Source organism: Streptomyces sp. NA04227, assembly GCF_013364195.1.
In the GTDB taxonomy this organism is placed as follows: domain Bacteria; phylum Actinomycetota; class Actinomycetes; order Streptomycetales; family Streptomycetaceae; genus Streptomyces.
In genome coordinates this window covers 4,955,923-4,978,850 of the sequence record NZ_CP054918.1, presented here as the reverse complement: position 1 = coordinate 4,978,850, position 22,928 = coordinate 4,955,923, and the positions used below count along the sequence as shown (strand labels likewise).

The following is a 22,928-nucleotide window of genomic DNA, read 5'->3' as shown; positions in this document are numbered from 1 at the left end:
GCGAGTAGCACCGGCGACAGGTACCGCAACAGGCACAGGGAGGCGTCCATGGCCCGCACCACGGCGAACGGCATCGAGATCGAGTACGAGACCTTCGGCTCCGCGGGCGACCCGGCCCTGCTGCTCGTCGGCGGCCTCGGTCAGCAACTCACCGCGTATCCCGAGGGGTTGTGCCGTCTGCTCGCCGACGCGGGCTTCCACGTCATCCGCTTCGACAACCGGGACAGCGGCCTGTCCTGGGGCCACCCCGACGACACCCCGCGCCCGGACTGGGGCGCCATCGTCACCGGCGACTACGCCTCCGCGGCCTACCTCGTCGCCGACCTCGCCGACGACGCGGCCGGACTCCTCGACGCGCTCGGCATCACCGGTGCGCACCTGGTGGGCATGTCGATGGGCGGCATGATCGTCCAGCAGCTCGCGATCTCCCGCCCCGACCTGGCGCTCAGCCTGTGCTCGATCATGTCGACGACCGGCGACCGCGCGGTCGGCCGCCCCACTCCCGAGGCGTCCACGGTCCTGTTCGCCCCGCCGCAGGCCGACCGCGAGGCGGCGATCAGCCAGCAGGTGCACGCCCTCCAGTTCCTCTCCTCCCCCGGCCACCCCACGCCCGAGGAGGAACTGCGCGCCTACGTCACGGGCGACTACGACCGCGCCCGCCGCCCCCTGGGCACCGCCCGCCAGCTCGCCGCGATCATGTGCTCCCCGGACCGCACCCCCGACCTCGCCAAGCTGACACTCCCCACCCTCGTCATCCACGGCGAGGACGACCCCCTGGTCGACGTCAGCGGCGGCCGCGCCACGGCCGCAGCCGTCCCGGGCGCGCGGCTCCTTGCGGTGCCGGGGATGGCGCACGACCTGCCGCGGCAGTTGTGGGGGTTGTTCACGGAGGAGATCGCGGGGGTGGCGGGCAAGGGCAACTGACTGCCGTTGTCGGAGAGTTCACCAACTCTCCGACGCCAGATCCGCACCCGGTCGGCTCACACTTCGACACACCCCCTGGCTTGCCCCTCGCCGATAACCTGGCAGGGCAACCCTTTGGAGGAAACAGTGTCCTCGTTCTACGAACGCCACCGCGACCTGATCGAAGAAGTCCAGCGCCTCACGCCCCTCGGCTTTCGGGTCGAGTGGTCCGGGGACACGATCATCATGCAAGCCCAGCCCTCCGGCATCCACCAGGGCAACGTCCGCAAGATCCGGGAACAATTCGACGCTCACCGCCCCGCCCGAACAGTGCCCAACGAGGGCGCCGAACTGACGTCGCCCACAATCGACAAGGGCCGTGTGCCCGACCTCTGCTACCTCCCCGAAGAGACGGAGCTGAGCGGGGAGAACTCCTTCCCCGCTGACCTCGCCTTCATCGTCATCGAACTCGTCTCTCCAACAAACCCTGAGAACGACTGGGTGGGCAAGCTGCGTGACTACGCCGCCATGCACATCCCGCTCTACCTCATCGTCGACAGCCGCGACTCCACCGTGACGCTGTTCTCCGATCCCGACCACGACCGCTACCAGACACGAACCGACAGAAAATTTGGCGACAGTATCCGCATCCCCGAGCCCTTCGGCTTCGAGCTGGACCTGAGCTCGCTCAATCCCTACAGCTGACCCTCTCGACCGGCGGCGACCTGGACAGCGCCACAACCCTCCGGGAGTCAATTCCCAAGCCAAGGAGGCCTGTTGGCAGGCTGCTGGCTACGGGCCTGTGCGCTCACGTCGTGCTTGAGTTACACGTCCCCGCCAACCAACCCGCACTCCGCCCACACCGTCTTGCACGGCACCGGCCCGTCGACCACTCCCCACCGGTCCGCCAGCGCCTCGACGAGGAGCAGCCCGCGCCCGCGCTCCTCCTCCCCCGACTCTTCGCCGCCGGAGGGAACGGTGCGTAGCCCTGCCCCCTCCGGCAGCGGACGGTCACCACGCGGATCCGTCACCTCGATACGGAGGGTGCCGCTCTCCGTGACCGCCATGCGCAGCCGGAAGTCACGCCCGCCGACCCGGCCGTGCACGGCGGCATTGGCGACGAGTTCGGCGATCACGAGCTGTGCCTGGTCCAACGGCAGCCTCCAACTGAGCAGTTGAGCAACCGCAAGCCGCCGGGCCAGGCGCGCGTTTCTTCTCGTCGCGGGCAACTGGAGCTTGAACTCATCGACGTACGGGGCCGCTTCGGTGATTTCTTGATTCACGTCACTCAGCGTGGTCGGTCGGTTCTACTCTGAGAAGTGCCGACGCGAGTACAGAGCGTAATGGTTCACCTTGGTGTGCCTGAGCTGTCGCCAGTACGCGTTGTACGCCAACACGCTGCCGTACTCGCCCGGTTGACGCCCACTCAGCAAGAAGGGAAGTTCACCGTGGCATACGAAGACGAGGGCACGGCCAACAACGTGTACAGCAACCCGGACGACGCGGACGGTCTTGACTGGGAGCCAGGCATCGAAGCGGACGACGGCGACCGGGTCACGCGCATGGCAGGCCGCCAGCTGAAACTCTGGCGCGAGGCGGCAGGACTCAGCCGCGCCGACTTCGGAGGCAAGGTCGGCTACGGCGGCGAGATGGTCGGCTCCATGGAGCGGGGACGGCGCAAGCTCCGTCCGGAGTTCCTGGAACTCGCGGACAAGGTGCTGGGGGCGCGAGGGCATCTTGAGGCATTGCAGGAGGACCTGAAGGAGGCCAAATCTCCCAGGCGCGCAAAGAACTTGGCCAGGCTTGAGGCACAGGCAGTCGAGCTGGCGGCCTACTCGAACCACACAATCCAGGCCCTCTTGCAGACCGAGGGCTACGCCCGTGCCCTCTACGCCATGCGCAGGCCAATGCACTCTGAAGAAGCCATCGAGCGGAGTGTCGCCGACCGCATGGCCCGCCAGACGATTCTGGACAACGGGAAGGTCGAGCCGATGTTCACCTTCGTCCAGGAAGAGGTGACGCTTCGGCGCCCCATCGGAGGCAAAATGGTCCACCGCCAGCAACTCGAACGCTTGCTGGCGATCGGCCAGTTGCGGAACGTGGAGATTCAAGTCATGCCTACGGACCTGGAGGACCACGCCGGCCTGACAGGAGCCTTCCGCTTGTTCAAGCTTCGGGACGGCTCCACTCTCGGATACTCCGAGGCGCAGAAAGTGCACAAGCTGATCACCGATGCGGCCCAAGTCCAGTCGCTGGAGATCCAGTACGGAACAATCCGAGCCCAGGCCCTGGGTGCTCAAGAGTCCCTGGCCTTCATCGAGACTCTGCTTGGAGAGACATGACCCCCAAGACAATCGCTCACACCACCGTCACGTTGCACTGGGTCAAGAGCAGCTACAGCAGTGGCGAGCTGGACTCGGACTGCGTGGAGGTCGCCTGGCGAAAGAGCAGCTACAGCTCCAACGAGGACGGCCAGGACTGCGTCGAGTTCGCCGCCGCCCTCGACCACATCCACGTCCGCGACTCCAAGCGCACCGACCTCCCGTACCTCACCCTCACCCCCACCGCCTGGTCGTCCTTCCTGACGTACGCCACCCGGGACTGAGGCGGTCGCCGCCCTCATCGCCTGATTGACCTGAGGCCGACGCACCTCGCGAGCGAGATCGTGATCGCGCGAACGACCGACGCCGACGAGGAAATTCATGACTGCCGTGTACGCCGACACCTGCCCGATCCTCCTCCCCTCCGGCACGCCCTGCGGTTCCGCCCTCCGCTGGGAAGTCACACCCGAGGGTGCCGACCCGTACGTGTGCTGCGGGCAGCACGTGACCGCACCGATCCTGAGCATGGACGAGCCGGTTCCTTTCAGCGCCCGGCCTGTCGGCTGACTCCGACGCAGCCCCCGCCCCGACACGTCCCCAACTGGTCCCAGAACACGTTGCGTTCGGCAATTCCCGCATGTGAGCATGACCTGTACTGATCACGTTCGGGGACAGGGCGGACACAGTGGGAGACGGGCGGGCGCCGACGTCGGATTCGGGTTCGGTCGAGGGCGGCGCAGGCGGGGCACCGCGTTCGCGACTGTGGGACCTGGTGGAGTCCACGGCAACTACGGTGCCGGATTCCCCACCCCACCCGAAGCCCGCACCAGCACCAGCACCAGCACATGAGCCCACTCCCGTACCCGCTCCCGAGCCGGTCGCCGGGCCCGCCCCTGGCACCGGGCCCGCCCCTGTCGCTGTCGACGTCGACGAGGCCCAAGTCCGGCTTGTCCGACGCAAGTTCCGCGTACTGCTCGGCGAGTTCCGCCGTGCGCAGGTGCTGATCCCGCTCGCGTCCGAAGAGCCCGTAGCGGAGGCGCCGCCGCTCTCCGGCGAGTTCGGCGGTGTCCGCTGGCTGTACGCCTTCTCGGACGAAGAGGCCCTGGCGCGTTGGGCGTTGGCGCGGGGCGAGGGCGACCGTATGTGGAACTACCGGCGGGTGCAGGGCGCTTGGCTGCTCGATGTGGCCGTACCGCTGGTCCGCATGCCGTGCGGAGTCGCGCTCGACGCCGGGCGGGAGGGCGGCGGAATGCTGTTCCCACCGGTGCGGGGAATCGTGCCGGAGACCGTGGCTGCGGACGTACCCGGGACGGCTGAAGTGACAGGCGACGGCGGACGAGCCGGTGCGGGTGGCACGGGCCCCGAAAGGAAGGACGGCCGTGGCTGAGAGCTTCGCGGGCCAGACCGACGACCAAGGGCTGGGGCAGAACGGCGCGGGTCCGGTCGCGGGAGGGTTCGGGCCCGCGGAGGGCTCGGGGTCGAACGGAGCCGGACCGGTTTCCGCGGAGGGCGCGGTACCGGACATCCGGACCATGGGCATGAACCTGATCACGGCCGGTATCAACGCGTCCCTGGCAGAGCTCAAAGAGCTCTCGATCGGCTGGGGTTACTCGGCGGCGGGCAAGGGCTTCTCCGAGCTGGCGCTGAACGGCCTGGACATCGGACACAGCGAACTCACCGATGTCTTCAAGTCGTTCTGCGAGCGGTGGGACTGGGGCGTACGTGACCTGATCGCGGAGGGGAACCACTTCGCGGAGTCGGTCGGGCTCTCGGCGGGCACGATGCATCAGGTCGACCAGTACGTGAGTGACGCGGCGAAGGTCGTGGCGAACGCGGGGATCGGCAACCCGATGCTCAGCGAGGAGCAGGCGGCCAACCAGTCCTGGAACGATCTCGTGAAGGAGAACCACGCCCTCGCGGACCCGAACTACAGCCCGGACTCGTTCGCGCACGCGCAGGAGACCTCCCGCCAGGCGCTGCGCGACGCGGGCCGCGACGCGGTCGAGTCGCCCTTCCTGATCCCCTTCGGCGGAGCGGAAGCGATCACCAGGGAGAGCGGTTCGGAGCACCAGGAGACCCTGGACCGCTGGTTCGGGACCTCCCCCGAGGAGCGCGCCGCCAACGGCGAGACGATGCAGCGGGTGAGTGACCCGACGCCGACGACCGCGTTCTGGGGTGCCGCGACCAACGAATCGAGCGGCGAACCGAGCAGCGAACAGGGCGAGGACGAGGACTGATGGGCTGGGATCTCCCGGGCGGCCTGGACGACAAGGCCAAGGACCTGGCCAACGACGGCGCAAGCAAGCTCAAGGACGGCTTCGACAAGGGCAAGGAGATCGCCGGCGACGGGGTCATCAAGGCCGGTCACGGCCTCGGCTCGGGCCTGGAATCGGTCGGCGCGGACGGGCTCGCCGACAAGGTCGAGGACGGCGCCGACCGTCTGGGCTCCGACCTCGGCGCCGAAGTCGACGAACAGCAGCTCGGCCAGACCGAGCAGGCCGGTGAGCTCATCCACGGCAACCCCGGCAAACTCCGCGATGTAGCCGGGCACTTGAAGGACTTCGCCGCCGCGTTCGGTGCGGTGGGCACGGGCATGCAGGCGGTGGACTCCGAAGGCTGGCAGGGCGTCTCCGGGGAGGCGTTCCGCAAGAAGTTCGGGGCGCACCCCACGAAGTGGCTCCGGGCGGCGGACGCGTGCGAGAAGGCCAAGGGCGCGCTTGAGGCGTACGCGGACGTCGTCCAGTGGGCCAAGTCCCAGGCCCAGATCGCGATCGACGGTTACCGGGAGGCCGAGAAGGCGTCCGAGGCGTACGAGAAGGAGGTCATCGCGTACGCCCTGGCGGAGATGAAGGGCAACGAGGACCAACTGACCAAACCGTCGACGACCGACCCGGGCGAGGAGGCGAAGGAAGCGGCACGCGCGCTTCTCGCCGAGGCGCGGCGGCAGCGCAACGCGGCGGGAACGGACGCGGTCACGCTGGTGCGGGAAGCCCTGCAACACGCGCCCCAAGAGCCCTCCCCCCTGGGACAGATGAAGGCGGCCTTCAACGACACCGGAACGGTGTTCAAGGTGGAGGCCGCGCACGCGGGCGCCGGTCTGTTCAAGGCCGGGGCGGGTGCGCTGAACACGGTCCGCGGCCTGAACCCGCTGGATCCGTACAACCTCACGCACCCGGCCGCCTACTACGAGAACCTCAACATGACGCTGGCGGGCGTCGGTTCGCAGGTCCTGCATCCGGAGCGGACGGCTCTCCAGGCGTATCAGGCGTTGAAGGCCGACCCGTCCGAGACGGGGGGCCGGTTGATCCCGGAACTGTTCCTCGGCAGGGGCCGGGGCCTGGGCAAATTCCCGACACGGGTGAACGGCGGCGCCGACGCCCCTTCCCCGGCCGAGGGCGGCCCGGGCCGCAAGGACGGACCGGACGGCGCACCGGCCACACAGATGGACGCGGACTCGCTGAACGCGGCGCAGGAGGCGCTGAAGGACACGATGGAGGGGAAGGGCGGCCCCGACGCGGACAAGAGCCCGGGCGCGGACTCGAACGCGGACCCGGATGCGAAGGGCAGCGACGAGTCACGCGACCGCGTGGAACAAGGCAAGGGCAACAGCGAGCCGGAGAACAGGCAGGAGTCCGGCGGGTCGGACCCGGTGAACATGGTCACCGGCAAGATGTACCTGCCGCAGACCGACGTCACGATCCCGGGCGCGCTCCCCCTCGTCTTCACCCGCCGCGTGGAGTCCGGCTACCGCCTGGGCCGCTGGTTCGGCCCGTCTTGGACCAGCACGCTCGACCAGCGCCTCCAACTCGACGCGCAGGGCGTGCTGTTCGTACGCGACGACGGCGCGGTCCTGTCCTACCCGCACCCGGCGCCCGGCGTACCCGTCCTGCCCGAACACGGACCGCGGTGGCCCCTGGACCGCACAGACGACGGCTACACGATCACGGACCCGGGAACCCTGCGCGTCTGGCACTTCGCCGACCGGAACGACCACCTCGCGGTCCTGGAACAGATCGACGACCGCAACGGCAACTGGATCACCTTCGAGTACGACGCGGAGGGGACGCCGACGGGGCTCGTGCACAGCGCGGGTCACCGGCTGAAGGTGAGCACGGAGGACGGTCGCGTAACCGCCCTGGCCCTGGCCGGAGCGGCGGACGACGGCTCGGACCTCACGCTGATGCGGTACGGATACGACGGAGGCGGCCAGGGCCAGGGCGGCGCGGGCGAGGTGAGCGCCGCCCGCAACCTCACCGAGGTCGTCAACTCCTCGGGCCTGCCGCTGCGTTTCACCTACGACGAGGCGAACCGCGTCACGTCCTGGACGGACACCAACGACCGCTCGTACTTCTACGCCTACGACGACCGGGACCGCTGCATCGCCGAGGGCGGCGAAGCGGGCCACATGACCCTGCGGATCGAGTACACGGACCCGGACCCGCAAACGGGCCTGCGCGAAACCCGCACCGTCACACCCGAGGGCCACACCCGCCGCTTCGTCATCGACCGCGACGACCAGATCGTCGCGGAGATCGACCCACTCGGCGCCACCGTCCGCTACGAACGCGACCGCCTGGGCAACATCCTGGCCCGCACCGACCCACTCGGCCACACGACCCACTTCACCTACGACGCCGACGGCCGGGTCACGGAAGTCATCCGCCCGGACGGCCGCCGCTCCACAGCCGAGTACGACCAACTCGGCCTGCCGGTACGGGTGTCGAGGTTCGACGGCACGACCGTCCGCCACGCCTACGACGAGCGTGGCAACCGCACGTCGACCACTTCTCCCTCCGGCCACACGACGCACTACACCTATGACGAGGCGGGGCGCCCCACGACGGTCACCGATCCGGCGGGCGGCGTATCCCACATCCGCTGCGACCGGGCCGGGCTGCCGGTCGCGGTCACGGATCCGCTGGGCGCGACGACGTATTGCGCGCGGGACGGGCTGGGGCGAGCGGTCGCGGTGACCGACCCGACGGGCTCAACTACGCGCCTGGAGTGGACGGTTGAGGGCAAGCTGGCCCGCCGGGTGACCCCGGACGGTACGGCGGAGTCCTGGACGTACGACGGCGAGGGCAACTGCCTCACCCACACCGACCCACTCGGCGGCACGACCAGCTTCGAGTACACGCACTTCGACCTGCTGACGGCCCGAACAGGGCCGGACGGCGTCCGCTACGAGTTCAGCCACGACACGGAACTCCGCCTCACTCAGGTCAGCAACCCCCAGGGGCTGACGTGGAATTACGAGTACGACGGCGCCGGGCACCTGGTCGCGGAGACGGACTTCGACGACCGGGTGCAGCGGTATGAGCATGATGCGGTGGGACGTCTCACGGGGCGGGTGACGCCGCTGGGCGACCGGATCACGTTCGAGCGGAATGTGTTGGGTCAGATCGTCCGCAAGGACGCAGCAGGCCAAGTAACCACGTACGCATACGACTTCACGGACCAACTCGCCGAGGCCACCAACCCGGACACCCAGCTCACCATCCTGCGGGACCGCTTCGGCCGAGTACGTTCCGAAACGGTGGCAGGCCGCGAACTGAAGTACACCTACGACGAGTTCGGCCGCAGGAACGGCCGGGTCACGCCGTCGGGGGCGGAGAGTTCGTGGACGTACGACGCGGCGGGGCGACGCGAGGAACTGACCACGTCGGGTCGGCGGATTTCGTACACCCGTGACGCGGCGGGCCGCGAACTCTCCCGTTCCGTGGGCGACTTGCTGTCGATCGACAGCACGTACGACCCGATGGGCCGCCTGAGCAGCCAGTCGGTCGCCGGTGAGGGCGGCACTCGAATCCAGCACCGCGCCTACCGCTACCGCGCCGACGGCAACCTGACCGCCATCGAGGACATGCTCGGCGGCACTCGCTCCTTCGACCTGGACCCGACGGGCCGGGTCACGGCGGTCCATGCCCACGGCTGGACGGAGACGTACGCGTACGACGCTGCGGGCAACCAGACACAGGCCAACTGGCCGGACTCCCACCCGGGCGGAGAAGCCAGGGGCGAGCGCGCGTACGAGGGCACGCGGATCATGCGGGCGGGCAATGTCCGGTACGAGCATGACGCGGCGGGCCGAGTGGTCCTGCGCCAGAAGGTCCGGCTGTCACGGAAGCCGGACACGTGGCGGTACAAGTGGGACGCGGAGGACCGCCTACGGGAGGTCGTGACACCGGACGGGGCGGTCTGGCGCTACGAGTACGACGCCCTGGCCCGCCGAATATCGAAGTCGCGCCTCGGCGACGACGGTCAGACGGTCACCGAACGCGTGGACTTCACGTGGGACGGCACGACACTGTGCGAGCAGGTCAGCACGGCTGCGTCCATGCCCCGCCCGGTGACGCTGACGTGGGACCACGACGGGCTGCACCCACTGGCCCAGACGGAACGAATAACGGCGGCCGAGGCTCCGCAGGAGGAGATCGACGCACGGTTCTTCGCCATCGTCACGGATCTGGTGGGGACGCCTACAGAGTTGGTGGCGGAGTCGGGGGAAGTGGCTTGGCGGACTCGGACGACGCTGTGGGGGAGCACGACGTGGACCAGGGATAGTACGGCTTATACGCCGCTGCGTTTTCCGGGGCAATATTTTGACCCCGAAACCGGGCTACAGTACAACGTATTCCGCCACTACGATCCAGGCACCGCCCGATACATCACAGCCGACCCGTTTGGGCTAATCCCATCACCCAATGCACTCGCCTACGTAGTCAACCCGCTCTCATGGTCTGACCCTCTCGGGCTTGCACCGAACTACGAAAATCAGATGCCCGAGGAGCTGGACCGAGAACTGGCTGATGCCGAGCGCTTGGGAGTCAAACCACTTAGAGTAGGCGACAATGGATTTGATGAAGTCATTAATTCTGGGACAATCAAATGGGCAGTGTCGACGAACGGTGAATTGCTAGTGATACCGAAATTCGCCGACGGTGTCGAGCTAAAGCATCCCGTGCTCACTAATGGGGCGCCGGTACAAGCAGCCGGCGAGGCAGATATCGCGGGCGGAAATGGGTCCTACTGGGGAATGGAGATCAATAACAACAGCGGCCACTACAGGCCCTCTCAGGAGAGCCTACGGATAGGCAGGGAAGCGTTCGAGAGGGCTGGCGTAGTCGGATTCGAGTAACACAACACTGGAGACGGTCATCCGCGAGGCAAGCATGCTCGAATCAAAGGAATTTCTGCACCTTCCACTAACAAGACTGGAGAGTCTCGTTTCAGAGATTCGAGCGACGGCAGCGCCTCAACAGGCGTGGGAGGCTCTTCGAGATTTCTCCGTCGGAAAAATGCAGACCCAAGAGATCGGCGTGATCGAGCGGGTCCGGTGGGGGAAGTTGGCTCTCGAAACAATCTCCAAGAAGCGCGAGGCCGAATACATCGACACCGCCAAGCAGGTCGCTGAATCAGCCAGAGTCCGCAGCTACTTGATCAAGGAGTTCGGACCCGCGGACGATGACGCCACAAGGAGCCCGGAGGACCTGAGCAGGTATGTGATCGATAACATCGAAACCGACTGTGCGACTGCTTCTGAAATGTCGGCACACTGGCGGGAACTCGAACCTAGCCAGATGTTGCCTCTTAGAAGAATCAAGAACATGCTAACCCCGCTCCAAGACATTCACCCCTACCTCGCTTCGCATTCTAAACTCAACAATGAGCTGAAAGAATGGCTCGAACTTATCCCAAAACTCCCCTAGCGTAATATCCGCTCCCGCCATAACGTCCGAGTCCATGCCTCCCACCCCGTCCCGCCGGCTTCCAAACCACAGCCTCTGCTTACGTGCCAGCAACCCCAGGTCTGCCATATTTCGACCAGAAAGAGGACCCTGCCCTAGAGCTCAACTAACCACTCATAGCCGACCAGTTGAGCATCCTCGTGCAGAAATTCGACGATCTGGACCGCCCCCGCTGGCGCTGCCTGATCAGCTTCCTTGCTCCGGATCGACCCGTCGGCGCCTCCACCCCGGAGCAGAACCCTCGTACTGGAAGACCAGCACGCACTCCCCCACGCGCGGGTCCAACCCGCGATCGGCTCGGGCCGCGTGCCGCCGCCATGGTTGGTGTGCAGGGTCAAGCGCTCCCAGGAACTGACCAAGTCACTGCGGACGTGCAGTCGCCACTCGTACTGGCCGGTGTCGTTCATCTCCATCGAGACGTGCTTGCGGTGGCAAGCGACTTGAGCGCCCACTTCCGGCCCGCAGACTTGGCCATGGCACTCGCGTCCGCCGAAACGCTTGTCGCCTGCACTGAGGGCATCGCGACCAGGTCGGTTCACCCCGAGCTCCACTCCCACTAGCGCCGCGAGGATGCACAGGAATCGGAAGCGACGCACGAACTCCCCTTTGCGGACAGGTGCTTCAGCAGCGTGGCGGCGGGTCACCGCGACCGTCCTCGTCTTCCCGAGCCACCTTCGCATCACCTTCGAATCCCGCAGTTCAGCACCACGACCGTCCAATAATCGAACGTTCGATCCTGAAATCGGTGCTCCCCCTGTTCTCCCGTAGGGCGCCCCCGATACCGTGAACCACCCCAGGGCCCCCTCCAGAGCCCCACCCCCACCGCGTACCACGCACGGAAAGCGAGGCAGCGAGACCGATGTCCGAGCAGCAGGCGCAGACCACCCCGTTCGACCTCCCCGAAGACCACCCCTTCGGGCCGCACAACCTCCCGTACGGGGTGTTCACCCCCGCCGAGTCCGACGCCCCCCGCGTGGGCGTCCGCCTCGGTGACTACGTACTCGACGCCGGTGCCGTGGCCGCCGCGCTCGGTTCGGCGCACGCCGCCGTGCTGGCGCGGCCCAGTCTCAACCCGCTGCTCGCCGCCGGGCGTGCGACCTGGACCGAGGTCCGGGCCGCGCTGATCTCGTGGGTGACCGAGGAGGCGCACCGGGCGATCGTCACGCCGCACTTCCACGCCCTCGCGGACGTGAGCCTCCACCTCCCCTTCGAGGTGGCGGACTACGTCGACTTCTACGCGTCCGAGAACCACGCCCGTAACGTCGGGCAGATCTTCCGGCCGGACGCCGAGGACTCGCTGACGCCCAACTGGAAGCACCTGCCGATCGGTTACCACGGGCGGTCGGGCACCGTCGTCGTCTCCGGCACCGAGGTCGTGCGTCCCTCCGGGCAGCGCAAGGCGCCGACCGACCCGACGCCGGTGTTCGGTCCTTCCGTACGGCTCGACATCGAGGCCGAGGTCGGATTCGTGGTCGGTGTGCCCACGCAGCTCGGCGAGACCGTCGCCCTCGCCGACTTCCGGGAGCACGTCTTCGGGCTGACGCTGCTCAACGACTGGTCGGCCCGGGACATCCAGGCGTGGGAGTACGTGCCGCTGGGCCCGTTCCTCGGGAAGTCGTTCGCCACCTCGGTCTCCGCGTGGATCACGCCGTTGGAGGCGCTGGAGGAGGCCCGTATCGCGCCGCCCGCGCGGACGCACGCGCTGCTGCCCTACCTGGACGACACCACCGAGGAGCTGAAGGGCGAGCCGGGCGGGTACGACCTGCGGATCACCGTGGCGATCAACGGGCACACGGTCTCCGAGCCGCCGTTCTCGACCATGTACTGGACGGCGGCGCAGCAGCTCACGCACATGACGGTCAACGGCGCTTCGCTGCGTACCGGCGACCTGTACGGCTCCGGCACGGTCAGCGGCGAGACCGAGGCCGAGCGCGGCTCGCTGCTCGAACTGACCTGGAACGGCAAGCAGCCCCTCGAACTCCCCGACGGCAAGCGGGCGTTCCTGGAGGACGGCGACGAGGTCACCATGACCGCCTGGGCACCGGGGCCGAACGGCACCCGGGTCGAGCTGGGCGAGGTGCGGGGGCGGATCACGGGGGCTCGCTGAGTAGGGCAGGAGGGGTGAGGGCGAGTCCCTGCGGGGACTCGCCCAGTGGCTCATCCACGGCTTCCCGGCTTCCCTCGCGTTCTCGGCTTCCCACGGTTTCCGGGTACGGGTACGTACCCGTACCCTAGACGCCATGGGAAGGAGTTTCGTGATGCCCGACGCCAACGTACGAATCCCCGAGGAAGCCAAGAGTCGGCTGGCCGCCATAGCGGCAGCCGAAGGTCTGTCCCTTCGTGCCTACCTGTCCCAGCTGGCAGAAAGCCTGCTTACTCCGCAGGAGCGGGCTGAACGGGCGGAACGGGCCCGCCGGGTGCTGGAGAAGTGGAACGGATACGCTCCGACGGCCACGGAACAACGCTCCATGGACGACGAGTTGGATCGGCGCCTTGCCCAGGTGACCGACCAGTGAGCGAACACATCCACATCGTCATGGACGACTCGACGATGGCCGCAGCAGGCCTCGGCAACGCTCTGGCGTCCAGGCTGATTCACCGGGCGCACTCCGAAGCGGGGTGGTTTCTGTACGCACCTGCGTGTGCGCTCGTAGAGGCCGACCGCGCCCGGCCCGGCACGGCCGAACACATCGTCGCGTTGCCGGCCGTCACCGTGCTCGAACTGGATCTTCCCGCCGCGCTCGCACTGACCGGGCTGGAGGGCTGGGCCACGGCGCACAGCGAATTCGCCGCACAGCCGACGCCGGAACGGCCCGACGGGGCGGTCATCGCGACCATCGAGCCGAAGCGGTGGAGCGGACGGCCGGTCCGAGTCCTGGATCTCACTTCCTGAGCTCCCTGACCTTTTGAACCATCCGCTCCTGAGCTCCCTGAACCGTCCGCCCAGACCGGGGCGGACCCAGGGCACGCCCCCTCACCTACCCCCAGCCACCCGCAAAACCGCCCCCGTAGTGAACGAAGCCTCCGGCGACAGCAACCACGCCACCGCGTGGGCGATCTCCTCCGGTTCGCCGGGGCGGCGCAGGGGCGAGGTAGCCCCGATGCGTGCCGCCCGGTCCGGGTCGCCCATGGCGGCGTGGATGCCGGAGTTGACGACGCCGGGGGCGACCGCGTTGACGCGGATGCCGTCGGGGCCGAGTTCCTTGGCGAGGCCGAGGGTCAGGGCGTCGACGGCCGCTTTGCTGGCCGCGTAGTGGACGTACTCGTCGGGGCTGCCGAGGGTGGCCGCGGCGGAGGAGATGTTGACGATGGCGCCGCCGCCCGCGGCGGTCATGTCGCGGGCGGCGCGGCGGCAGGTGAGCAGGACGCCGAGGACGTTGACGTCGAGGACGCTGCGCAGGTCCTCGGTCTGGGCCTTGGCCAGCGGTCCCGTGACGCCGGTGACGCCCGCGTTGTTGACCAGGCCGGTGACGGGGCCGAGTTCGGTGGCGGCGCGGTCGAAGGTCCGTTCCACCTCCGTCTCCTGGGCGACGTCGACGCGCAGCGGCAGGCAGCGCACTCCGGCCGTGCGGACCTGGGCGGCGGTCTCCTCCGCGGCCCAGCCGTCGGAGTGGTAGCCGAGGACGAGATCGTGTCCCTCGGCGGCGAGTCGGACGCAGATGGCGGCGCCGATTCCGCGGCTGCCGCCCGTGACGATGGTGACCGGACGCGACACTGACTGCCTCCCGTGGATACGCAAGGAACAGAGGCGCGGGCCCGGACGGCCCGGCATCGCCAAGCCTGCCACCTCCGGGCCCGCCACGGGCGGAAGTTCTCGGACGTAGCGGAAGCCCAGTCTCTTCTCGGCCGCGCCCGGTTCCCCTCCCCTCTTGAGCCCCCTTGAGTCCCTCTTGAGTCCTCCTTGGGCCACGGCGCCCGCGCCGTACTCCCCTGCCTCCCGCCGTACTCCCCCGCCTCCGCCGTACTCCCCTGCCTCCCCGACCCGTCCGCACTGTGGACGCACAGGCGGCGCAGCACTGGCAGATCTTCCTGCACGGGCGGGAAAACCACAGGTCACAGGCGTACGAGCCGGGGCGGGAGATGGCGCAATACTGTGGCAACACCACGCGGCGCGGGCCCTGGTTATGGTCCTTCGCATGTCAGCCGAACGCATTCGTGAGCACGCCGGAGCAGGGGCGCGAACCGTCGCCGCGCACCGGCGGCGGCTGCGTGCGGACCGTGCGCGGCAGCTCGCGGACCTGCTGCGTCGGCAGGTACTGACCGGGGGGTACGCGGAGGGGGTGCTGCCGCACGAGGCGGCGCTCGCCGACGAGTACGGGGCGACCCGCAACACCGTGCGGCAGGCGCTCGGACTGCTCAGTTCCGAGGGTCTGGTGAAGCGGTTGCCGGGGGTCGGGACGGTCGTGGTGGCCGACAAGTGCACCCACGGTCTGGAACGGCTGATGGGCCTCGCCGAGACCCTGCGGGAACAGGGCAGGGTCACCAACGAGGTCCGTACGGTCGGGCCGGTCCCCGCTTCGCTGCCGGTGGCCGAACGCCTCCGGGTGCCGCCGGGCGAGGACGTGCTGTACATCGAACGGCTGCGGAGCCTGAACGGCATCCCGCTCTCGCTCGACCTGACCTATCTGCCGCTGGACATCGGCACCGGGCTGCTCGGCGCCGACCTGGAACACAACGACGTCTTCCGGCTCCTGGAAGCCCTCACGGGCACCGCTCTCGGGCATGCCGAGATCACCCTGGAGGCGGTGACGGCGGACGCCCACTCGGCGGCGGTGCTCGGGGCTCCGCGCGGCGCTGCCGTGTTGATGCTGGAACGCCTCACCCATCTCGCCGACGGACGCCCGGTGGACCTGGAGTTCATCCGCTTCCGCGGCGACCGGATCAGTATGAGCGGCCTGTTGCACCGCTCCAGCGGTGACCTTCTCGCGAGCGGCTCCCCGAGCGCGAGCGAGGCCGCCCCCCGCTCCTGCCGCTGCCGCTGACCGGGCCTTCGCGCCTCTCTCCGCAGCAGCACCCCCTCAACATCTCTCCCCAACCACCTTCTTCCGTACGGGACTTGGTGCCTTCTTCGGACGGCAGTCGGCCCGGCGACTGGAGACAGCCATGCCCTTGGTGCCCCAGCGGGCCGATGTGCCCGTGACCATCGACGAGTCGAAGTGCATCGACGGCTGCACCCTGTGCGTCGACATGTGTCCGCTGGACTCCCTCGCCATCCACGAGGAGAGCGGCAAGGCCTATATGCACGTGGACGAGTGCTGGTACTGCGGCCCGTGCGCGGCCCGCTGTCCCACCGGAGCCGTCACGGTCAACATGCCCTATCTGCTCCGCTGAGAGGTTCGTCAACTCCCATGTCACACAGGTCTTTTACCCGCACCCACCAACGCCCTGCGGGCACCGCACGCCCCGCGCTCACCCTCCCCCTCGTCCTCCCCCTCACCCTCGCGCTCGCCCTCCCGCTGGCCGGGTGCGGGTCCTCCGGCGACGACTCGACCGTCACCGTCACGGTCGGCTACCAGTCCAAGACCATCAACACCGTGACGGCCGGGACCCTGTTGCGCTCCCTCGGCGCCTTCGAGAAGGAGCTGAAGGCGCTGGGCAAGCGGGACGGCAAGACCTACAAGGTGGAGTGGCAGGACTACGCGACCGGGGCGCCGATCACCGCGCAGATGACGGCGGGGAAGATCGACATCGGTTCGATGGGCGACTTCCCGTTGCTGATCAACGCCGCCCGTGGCAAGCAGCTGAACCGTCCCACCAAGTTGGTCTCGGTGACCGGCTACAACCTGCGCGGCGGCCTCAACACCGTGGTCACCAAGCCGGGTTCGAAGCTGAAGACGCTGACCGACCTGAAGGGCAAGAAGGTCTCCACGAGCGTCGGTTCGGCGGCGGACGGCACACTCGTACGGGCGCTGCAGCGTGCCGGTCTGGACGCGGACGAGGACATCCGCAAGCTCAACCAGCAGCCGGCGGTGGGTGCTTCTGCGCTGGGCTCGGGCGGCGCGGACGCGCTGTCGCAGTTCGTGGCCTGGCCCGGGCTGCTCGTCCACCAGGACAAGGCGCAGGCCCTGTACGACGGTGCCGAGTTGAACCTCCCCACCTTCCACGGGGTCACCGCCCGCGAGGACTTCGCCAAGGACAAGCCGGCCGTACTGGAGGCCTTCCTGCGGGCACAGAACACGGCGACCGACTATCTGCACAGCCACCCGGTGGCCGCCGCCGAGAAGGTCGCGGAGGCTACCAAGCTGCCCGCCGAGGTGGTGTACCTCTACAACGGCGCGCACGGCATCGCGACCTTCGACCCGACGGTGAAGCCGCAGCTGGTGGCCGCCCTGAAGAAGGACGTACCGGTGCTCGCGTCGGCCGGTCTGGTCAAGGACGTCGACGTCGACGGCTTCGTCGACGACCGGTACGTCAAGCGCGCGCTCGGCGCCGCCCCGTACGCCCAGCAGCTCGCGAAGACCGGCCCGAAGGCGCGGAGCGAACTGTGGGAAACCGGTGCCGGCCGCACCCGTTCCTTCGCCTCACCGGACCTGCTCCTCAAGGCGGTTGGCGCTGCGGACCCCAAGCGGATACGGGCGGCCTACGTACCCGACGCGGTCACCGGAACCCTGTGGTTCGCCGACAAGGCGGTATGGGTGCGCGAGGCGACCGGCAGTGGAAAGGGTCAACAGGACTCCGGTAACGGCGAGTTCAAGGCCTTCGTGACTCCGGCGGGGGCGGCGGCGTACGTGGCCGAGCACCCCGGCGCCCGTACCGTGTCGTACGCCAAGGCGGTCAAGTCCGCCGGAGGTGGCGGGTCATGAGGTGGTACCGCTACGCGCTGCGGGTGCTGTCGCTGGCCGTGGCGCTGGGCCTGTGGCAGTTCCTGACCTCGCGGGACGTGAATCTGTGGCTGCGCTTCGAGCAGTTCCCGACCGTGACGGACGTCGCGCACGCCTTCGGTGACCGGCTCGGCACCGGCGCGTACTGGCAGGACCTGACGGACAGCGTCCGGCGTATCGTCGTCGGTTTCGCCCTCGCGGCGGTGCTCGGCGTGATCGTCGGCACCGCGACCGCGCGCTCTCGGCTGGCCGAGGACCTGATCGGGCCGCTGGTCGAAGTGGTGCGGCCGATCCCGGCGATCGCCCTCGTACCGGTGGCGATCCTGCTGTTCCCGAGCAACGAGCAGGGCATCGTCTTCATCACCTGCACCGCCGCGTTCTTCCCGGTCCTGGTCTCCACCCGGCACGCGGTGCGCGCGCTGGCACCGGTCTGGGAGGAGGCCGTGCGCACCATGGGCGGCTCGCGCCCGCGGGTGCTGTTCTCGGTGGTACTGCCGGGCGCGCTGCCGGGGATCTTCGGCGGGCTCTCGGTCGGCATCGGGGTGTCGTGGATCTGTGTGATCTCGGCGGAGATGATCTCGGGCGAGTACGGAGTCGGCTACCGCACCTGGCAGGACTACACGGTCGTGGACTACCCGGGCGTCTTCGTCGGGATGGTCACGATCGGCGCGCTCGGCTGGCTGACCTCCACCGCCGTGGAAGTGACCGGACGCCGGGCCACCCGATGGCTGCCCGGCCGTGGGGAGGGCGGCAAGTGAACGTGAATCGGCTTACTGTGCAAGGGACTTCGGGTTCGCCCGCCCCCTCGGCCGCAGATACGGAACCGGCATCGGCCCCTGTGACGGGACCGGCCGCAGACCAGGACCCGGCTCCGGCTCCGGCCGCGAAGGATTCCGCGGCCCGCGAGGTGCGCGGCGCACGACTGACCCTCGACGGGGTCACGCTGGGCCGCCCCGGCCGTCCGGCGCTGCGCGAGGTCGACCTGGAGGTGGCGGCCGGGCAGATCGTCACGGTCGTGGGGCCCTCCGGCTGCGGCAAGTCGACGCTGCTGCGCACGCTGGCCGGGCTGCTCGCGCCGCTCGACGGTCGCGTCGGCCAGGACGGGGCGCCGCTGACCGGCCCCTCCGCCGACCGGGCTCTGGTCTTCCAGGAGGACGCGCTGCTGCCCTGGCGGACATTGCGCGCGAACGTCGAACTCCCCCTAGCCATCAAGGGGTTGGCTCGGAGGGAACGTCGTGTGCGGGCCACCGAGTGGCTGGAGCGGGTGGGGCTCGGCGACCGGCCGCGCCAGCTCCCGCACCGGGTCTCCGGCGGCCAGCGCCAACGCGTGCAGCTCGCCCGCGCCCTGGCCGCCGAACCGCGCGCGGTGCTCATGGACGAACCCTTCGGCGCGCTGGACGTCCGGACCAGGACCGAGATGCAGGACCTGCTCATCGAGGTACTGCGCGGCACCGGCGCCACGGTCGTCTTCGTCACCCACGACGTGGACGAGGCCCTCTTCCTCGGCGACCGCCTCGTACTCCTGGGTCAGGGCGAGCTGCTCTCCGTCCACGAGGTCCCGCACCCGCGCGACCGGGACGCCCGCGACGCACCCGCGACAGCGGCCCTGCGCAAGGAAGTTGTGGCCGCCCTGGGCTCCGCCCAGTCCTGAGCCCCCGGCCCCGTACCGCTTCCCTCCACCCACCTGCCCCACCCCACTTCCCCTCCCGCCCCACGTCCCCTCCCACCCCCTGCTCCCGTACCCGAAAGGCCCCCGTCATGGAGATCCCCGCACTCGACTCGGCCGAGGAACTCTCCTGCGACGTGCTCGTGATCGGCGGCGGCACGGCGGGGACGATGGCCGCGCTGACCGCCGCCGAACGCGGGGCGCGGGTGCTGCTCCTGGAGAAGGCGCACGTACGGCACTCGGGCGCGCTGGCGATGGGCATGGACGGGGTCAACAACGCGGTGATCCCGGGCCGGGCCGAACCCGACGACTACGTCGCGGAGATCACCCGCGCCAACGACGGCATCGTGGACCAGCGCACGGTGCGGCAGACGGCCACGCGCGGCTACGAGATGGTGCGGCGCCTGGAGTCGTACGGGGTGAAGTTCGAGAAGGACGAGCACGGGGAGTACGCCGTGCGGCAGGTGCACCGGTCCGGCTCGTACGTACTGCCGATGCCGGAGGGCAAGGACGTCAAGAAGGTGCTCTACCGGCAGCTTCGGCGGCGCGAGATGCGCGAGCGCATCCGTATCGAGAACCGTCTGATGCCGGTCCGGGTACTCACCGCCGACGGCAAGGCGGTCGGTGCGGCGGCCCTGCACACGAGGACCGGCGCCTTCGTGCGGGTCAGGGCCGGTGCGGTGATCCTGGCGACCGGCGCCTGCGGGCGGCTCGGGCTTCCGGCGAGCGGGTATCTGTACGGGACGTACGAGAACCCGACCAACGCGGGCGACGGTTACGCCATGGCGTACCACGCGGGCGCCGAGCTGACCGGGATCGAGTGCTTCCAGATCAACCCGCTGATCAAGGACTACAACGGCCCGGCCTGCGCCTATGTCGCCAATCCCTTCGGCGGCTACCAGGTGAACCGGCACGGCGAGCGCTTCGTCGACTCCGACTACTGGTCGGGCAGGATGATGGCGGAGTTCGCGGCCGAGGTCGCCTCCGACCGGGGGCCGGTCTATCTCAAGCTGAGCCATCTCCCCCAGGAGTCGATCAGCGCGCTCGAAGGCATCCTGCACAGCACCGAACGCCCCACCCGTGGCACCTTCCACGCCGGACGCGGGCACGACTACCGCACCCACGACATCGAGATGCACATCTCCGAAATCGGCCTGTGCGGCGGCCATTCGGCCTCCGGGGTGCGGGTCGACGAGCATGCGCGGACGACGGTGCCCCGCCTGTACGCGGCGGGCGACCTGGCCTGCGTCCCGCACAACTACATGATCGGCGCCTTCGTCTTCGGTGACCTCGCGGGCATCGACGCCGCCCAATACCGCGCCTACGAGGGCGAGTTGCCCGCCGACCAGCTCGCCGAGGCACACGAATTGATCTACCGCCCGCTGCGCAATCCGGACGGTCCGCCACAGCCCCAGGTCGAGTACAAACTCCGCCGGTTCGTGAACGACTACGTCGCCCCGCCCAAGTCCGGCGCCCGCCTCTCCCTGGCCCTGGAGCACTTCCTGCGGATGCGGGAGGACCTGGCGGAGATGGGCGGCAGCACCCCGCACGAGCTGATGCGGTGCGCCGAGGTGAGCTTCATCCGCGACTGCGCCGAGATGGCCGCACGCTCCTCCCTGGCCCGCACCGAGTCCCGCTGGGGCCTCTACCACGAGCGCCTGGACCACCCCGCACAGGACGACGACAACTGGCTGCACCACCTGGACCTGCGCAAGTCCCCCGACGGGACTATGGAGTTCACGGCACGGCCGGTGGAGCCGTACGTGGTCCCGGTCGAGGAGTTCACGCCCGTGGGCGGGCAACCTCGGCACCTGGGTGCGGTGGAGAGCGAGTACGTGGCGACGGCGGGGGCGCCGGGTGCGGTGCCGTCCGGTTCGGTGTCGTCCGGTTCGGTGTCGGGGGCGACGCCCGCATCCACGTCGGCTGCGAGGTCGGCCTCGGCTACGGCATCCGCGTCAGCTGCGGCAACCGTGTCGGCGGCGGAGAGGCTGCTGCGCGTGACCGGCCTGGCGGAGGGGCAGCCTCAACTCTCGGACCTGGAACCGTACTTGGCGGACGGCGACGCGGCGGTGCGGCGGGCCGCAGTGGCGACTCTGACCGAGACGACGCCGGACGGTACAGGTCCGGCACTCGCCGCCGCGCTGGCCGATCAGGACGGTGCCGTACGGGCGACCGCGGCGGCCTCGCTGCGTGAGCTGGTCGAGACCCTGCCTCCCGAACCCGCCCTGCGCACAGGCCTGTTGGAAGCCCTCACCGTCCCGGACGCCACGGTCCGCGCCGCCGCCCTGGACGTCCTGCGCGCCCTGCGCCTCGCGGACGCCGAGCTGTTCGGCCGGTCGCTGCACGACGAGGACCGGGCGGTACGCATCGAAGCGGTACGCGGACTGGTCTCCGTCGACGCCGCCGAGGCCCTGACGGCCGCCGGGTCGGACGGTTCGCGCGAGGTGCGTACGGCTGTGGCCAAGGGGCTCGCGTCCGTGGGTACGGGCGCGGGGGCCGGGGCCGATGCCGGTACGGGAACGAGTGCGGGAAGGGACACAGGTGCGGGGACGAGGTCTGGGACAGGGTCCGGGACGAGGTCCGAAACAGCCGACGCCGTAAGGGAGTTGCTCGGCACCTTGGTGGACGACTCCGACATCCTGGTACGGGCCGCCGCCCTGGAGACCCTCGGTGTCCGGGGCTGCGACGGGGAGTTCGCCGCGCGTGCGGTCGGCGCGCTGACCGATGCCGCCTGGCAGGTACGGGTGGGGGCGGCCAAGGCGCTCGGCGCGGCAACGGCCCCGCTCGCACTGCCACCGCTCACCCGGTCACTGCGCGACCCGAACGCCGACGTCCGCAAGGCCGCCGTACTCTCCCTGTCCCGCCACGCCCCGTCCCACACCGAGGCCCGTACCGCGCTCGCGACGGTCCTGGACGACTCCGACGCGGACGTACGGGCTTACGCGGGGCGGGCGTTGTGAGCCGCAGCGGACCCAACGCCCTTGTCCGAGATGAGGGTTGAGGGAGGGAGCCGAGGAGGCGGCAGCACTCGACCGGAGCGCACCCCGCCTCAGGCCGAGAGCCGCTGCCGCCCGCCGTAGGCACCCACCGCACCGTCGACACCCGCGAGACCACCGGCACCCTCAACACCCTCAGCACCGTCCACACCCTCGACCGCTTCCGCGCAGGCGTGGACCAGTTCGTCCAGGGAGATACCGAGTGCCGTGGCCAGGGCCGCCACCGTGAAGAACGCCGGGGTGGGCGCGCGTCCGGTCTCGATCTTGCGGAGGGTCTCCGCCGAGACACCGGCCGCCGCGGCGACCTCGACCATGCTGCGCGCGCCCCGCGCCCGGCGCAGCAGTTCACCGAACCGCTCCCCGCGCTCTCGTTCCCACGGGGTCAGAGGAGTTCTCACCATGAGCGTGATACTAATACCGGGATAGAAATACCGGTATTGCTATACCGGTGCCGGTCGGTCGTGGACGCCGGT

22 protein-coding genes are annotated in these 22,928 nt (G+C 69.1%); 18 read left to right on the top strand and 4 right to left on the bottom strand.

Translation table 11 applies throughout. The features are described from left to right. Nucleotides 1-48 precede the first annotated feature (48 nt). Complete coding sequence (locus tag HUT18_RS21310; RefSeq protein ID WP_176102182.1) at nt 49-924, top strand: alpha/beta fold hydrolase; 876 nt, start codon at nt 49-51, stop codon at nt 922-924. A gap of 126 nt (nt 925-1,050) precedes the next feature. Further along, nucleotides 1,051-1,608 (top strand): Uma2 family endonuclease, encoded by a 558-nt coding sequence (locus tag HUT18_RS21305; RefSeq protein WP_176102181.1) that lies wholly within the window; start codon nt 1,051-1,053, stop codon nt 1,606-1,608. 119 nt (nt 1,609-1,727) lie between these two features. Here the strand turns inward: HUT18_RS21305 and HUT18_RS21300 are convergent, their stop codons facing one another. After that, complete coding sequence (locus HUT18_RS21300) at nt 1,728-2,186, bottom strand: ATP-binding protein (RefSeq protein WP_176102180.1); 459 nt, start codon at nt 2,184-2,186, stop codon at nt 1,728-1,730. A gap of 165 nt (nt 2,187-2,351) precedes the next feature. On the opposite strand from HUT18_RS21300, the gene HUT18_RS21295 reads away from it, so the two are divergent. From HUT18_RS21295 to HUT18_RS21265, 7 genes are all read left to right on the top strand, one after another. Then, a complete protein-coding gene (locus tag HUT18_RS21295) occupies nt 2,352-3,245 on the top strand; it encodes a helix-turn-helix transcriptional regulator (protein ID WP_254878739.1) in 894 nt (297 codons plus the stop codon). Continuing rightward, complete coding sequence (locus HUT18_RS21290; RefSeq protein WP_176102179.1) at nt 3,242-3,508, top strand: DUF397 domain-containing protein; 267 nt, start codon at nt 3,242-3,244, stop codon at nt 3,506-3,508. The genes HUT18_RS21295 and HUT18_RS21290 overlap by 4 nt, the downstream gene beginning before the upstream one ends. A 97-nt stretch (nt 3,509-3,605) precedes the next feature. Further along, the gene (locus HUT18_RS21285) at nt 3,606-3,791 is read left to right on the top strand and encodes a hypothetical protein (protein WP_176102178.1); all 186 of its coding nucleotides are present in this window, start codon (nt 3,606-3,608) and stop codon (nt 3,789-3,791) included. A gap of 430 nt (nt 3,792-4,221) precedes the next feature. Beyond that, nucleotides 4,222-4,611 (top strand): hypothetical protein, encoded by a 390-nt coding sequence (locus HUT18_RS21280; protein ID WP_176102177.1) that lies wholly within the window; start codon nt 4,222-4,224, stop codon nt 4,609-4,611. Continuing rightward, nucleotides 4,604-5,461 (top strand): hypothetical protein, encoded by an 858-nt coding sequence (locus HUT18_RS21275; protein WP_176102176.1) that lies wholly within the window; start codon nt 4,604-4,606, stop codon nt 5,459-5,461. The genes HUT18_RS21280 and HUT18_RS21275 overlap by 8 nt, the downstream gene beginning before the upstream one ends. Further along, the gene (locus HUT18_RS21270; RefSeq protein ID WP_176102175.1) at nt 5,461-10,362 is read left to right on the top strand and encodes a putative T7SS-secreted protein; all 4,902 of its coding nucleotides are present in this window, start codon (nt 5,461-5,463) and stop codon (nt 10,360-10,362) included. The genes HUT18_RS21275 and HUT18_RS21270 overlap by 1 nt, the downstream gene beginning before the upstream one ends. Before the next feature lie 34 nt (nt 10,363-10,396). Then, the gene (locus HUT18_RS21265; protein WP_176102174.1) at nt 10,397-10,933 is read left to right on the top strand and encodes a hypothetical protein; all 537 of its coding nucleotides are present in this window, start codon (nt 10,397-10,399) and stop codon (nt 10,931-10,933) included. A gap of 134 nt (nt 10,934-11,067) precedes the next feature. Here HUT18_RS21265 and HUT18_RS21260 read toward each other — a convergent pair whose 3' ends face one another. After that, a complete protein-coding gene (locus tag HUT18_RS21260) occupies nt 11,068-11,616 on the bottom strand; it encodes a hypothetical protein (RefSeq protein ID WP_176102173.1) in 549 nt (182 codons plus the stop codon). A gap of 215 nt (nt 11,617-11,831) precedes the next feature. Between HUT18_RS21260 and fahA the strand changes: the two genes are divergently transcribed. The 3 genes from fahA to HUT18_RS21245 all read left to right on the top strand — a co-directional run bounded on the left by fahA (nt 11,832) and on the right by HUT18_RS21245 (nt 13,865). Beyond that, nucleotides 11,832-13,079 (top strand): fumarylacetoacetase, encoded by a 1,248-nt coding sequence (fahA, locus tag HUT18_RS21255; RefSeq protein ID WP_176102172.1) that lies wholly within the window; start codon nt 11,832-11,834, stop codon nt 13,077-13,079. A 151-nt stretch (nt 13,080-13,230) separates the two neighbouring features. Next, entirely contained in the window at nt 13,231-13,488 is a 258-nt protein-coding gene (locus tag HUT18_RS21250; protein WP_176104707.1) for a hypothetical protein, read from the top strand. Continuing rightward, nucleotides 13,485-13,865 (top strand): hypothetical protein, encoded by a 381-nt coding sequence (locus HUT18_RS21245; RefSeq protein ID WP_176102171.1) that lies wholly within the window; start codon nt 13,485-13,487, stop codon nt 13,863-13,865. Before HUT18_RS21250 ends, HUT18_RS21245 begins: the two co-directional genes overlap by 4 nt. 81 nt (nt 13,866-13,946) lie before the next feature. Here the strand turns inward: HUT18_RS21245 and HUT18_RS21240 are convergent, their stop codons facing one another. Further along, on the bottom strand, nt 13,947-14,687 hold the full coding sequence (locus tag HUT18_RS21240) for an SDR family NAD(P)-dependent oxidoreductase (RefSeq protein WP_176102170.1): 741 nt from the start codon (nt 14,685-14,687) through the stop codon (nt 13,947-13,949). A 421-nt stretch (nt 14,688-15,108) separates the two neighbouring features. On the opposite strand from HUT18_RS21240, the gene HUT18_RS21235 reads away from it, so the two are divergent. The 6 genes from HUT18_RS21235 (at nt 15,109) to HUT18_RS21210 (ending at nt 22,419) form a co-directional block, all read left to right on the top strand. Next, nucleotides 15,109-15,954, top strand: coding sequence for a GntR family transcriptional regulator (locus HUT18_RS21235; protein WP_176102169.1), 846 nt, complete (start codon nt 15,109-15,111; stop codon nt 15,952-15,954). A gap of 121 nt (nt 15,955-16,075) precedes the next feature. Next, the gene (locus tag HUT18_RS21230) at nt 16,076-16,303 is read left to right on the top strand and encodes a ferredoxin family protein (RefSeq protein WP_176102168.1); all 228 of its coding nucleotides are present in this window, start codon (nt 16,076-16,078) and stop codon (nt 16,301-16,303) included. Between the two features lie 17 nt (nt 16,304-16,320). Next, nucleotides 16,321-17,775 (top strand): ABC transporter substrate-binding protein, encoded by a 1,455-nt coding sequence (locus HUT18_RS21225; protein WP_176102167.1) that lies wholly within the window; start codon nt 16,321-16,323, stop codon nt 17,773-17,775. Next, complete coding sequence (locus HUT18_RS21220; protein WP_176102166.1) at nt 17,772-18,551, top strand: ABC transporter permease; 780 nt, start codon at nt 17,772-17,774, stop codon at nt 18,549-18,551. The genes HUT18_RS21225 and HUT18_RS21220 overlap by 4 nt, the downstream gene beginning before the upstream one ends. Nucleotides 18,552-18,631: 80 nt before the next feature. Next, a complete protein-coding gene (locus HUT18_RS21215; protein ID WP_254878738.1) occupies nt 18,632-19,444 on the top strand; it encodes an ABC transporter ATP-binding protein in 813 nt (270 codons plus the stop codon). A gap of 107 nt (nt 19,445-19,551) precedes the next feature. Continuing rightward, nucleotides 19,552-22,419 (top strand): fumarate reductase/succinate dehydrogenase flavoprotein subunit, encoded by a 2,868-nt coding sequence (locus tag HUT18_RS21210; RefSeq protein WP_176102164.1) that lies wholly within the window; start codon nt 19,552-19,554, stop codon nt 22,417-22,419. Between the two features lie 89 nt (nt 22,420-22,508). Here the strand turns inward: HUT18_RS21210 and HUT18_RS21205 are convergent, their stop codons facing one another. Continuing rightward, nucleotides 22,509-22,856 carry a helix-turn-helix domain-containing protein gene (locus HUT18_RS21205; protein WP_254878737.1) on the bottom strand — a complete coding sequence of 116 codons (348 nt, stop codon included), beginning with the start codon at nt 22,854-22,856 and terminating at the stop codon, nt 22,509-22,511. Nucleotides 22,857-22,928: the final 72 nt, after the last annotated feature.

What these genes read in the sequence shown, in the direction of transcription:
- HUT18_RS21220 (WP_176102166.1), top strand. Translation starts at nt 17,772, where the DNA reads ATGAGGTGGTACCGCTACGCGCTGCGGGTGCTGTCGCTGGCCGTGGCG.
- HUT18_RS21210 (WP_176102164.1), top strand. Translation starts at nt 19,552, where the DNA reads ATGGAGATCCCCGCACTCGACTCGGCCGAGGAACTCTCCTGCGACGTG.
- HUT18_RS21270 (WP_176102175.1), top strand. Translation starts at nt 5,461, where the DNA reads ATGGGCTGGGATCTCCCGGGCGGCCTGGACGACAAGGCCAAGGACCTG.
- HUT18_RS21235 (WP_176102169.1), top strand. Translation starts at nt 15,109, where the DNA reads ATGTCAGCCGAACGCATTCGTGAGCACGCCGGAGCAGGGGCGCGAACC.
- HUT18_RS21230 (WP_176102168.1), top strand. Translation starts at nt 16,076, where the DNA reads ATGCCCTTGGTGCCCCAGCGGGCCGATGTGCCCGTGACCATCGACGAG.
- HUT18_RS21310 (WP_176102182.1), top strand. Translation starts at nt 49, where the DNA reads ATGGCCCGCACCACGGCGAACGGCATCGAGATCGAGTACGAGACCTTC.
- HUT18_RS21205 (WP_254878737.1), bottom strand. Translation starts at nt 22,856, where the DNA reads ATGGTGAGAACTCCTCTGACCCCGTGGGAACGAGAGCGCGGGGAGCGG.
- HUT18_RS21250 (WP_176104707.1), top strand. Translation starts at nt 13,231, where the DNA reads ATGCCCGACGCCAACGTACGAATCCCCGAGGAAGCCAAGAGTCGGCTG.
- HUT18_RS21225 (WP_176102167.1), top strand. Translation starts at nt 16,321, where the DNA reads ATGTCACACAGGTCTTTTACCCGCACCCACCAACGCCCTGCGGGCACC.
- HUT18_RS21290 (WP_176102179.1), top strand. Translation starts at nt 3,242, where the DNA reads ATGACCCCCAAGACAATCGCTCACACCACCGTCACGTTGCACTGGGTC.
- HUT18_RS21265 (WP_176102174.1), top strand. Translation starts at nt 10,397, where the DNA reads ATGCTCGAATCAAAGGAATTTCTGCACCTTCCACTAACAAGACTGGAG.
- fahA (WP_176102172.1), top strand. Translation starts at nt 11,832, where the DNA reads ATGTCCGAGCAGCAGGCGCAGACCACCCCGTTCGACCTCCCCGAAGAC.
- HUT18_RS21285 (WP_176102178.1), top strand. Translation starts at nt 3,606, where the DNA reads ATGACTGCCGTGTACGCCGACACCTGCCCGATCCTCCTCCCCTCCGGC.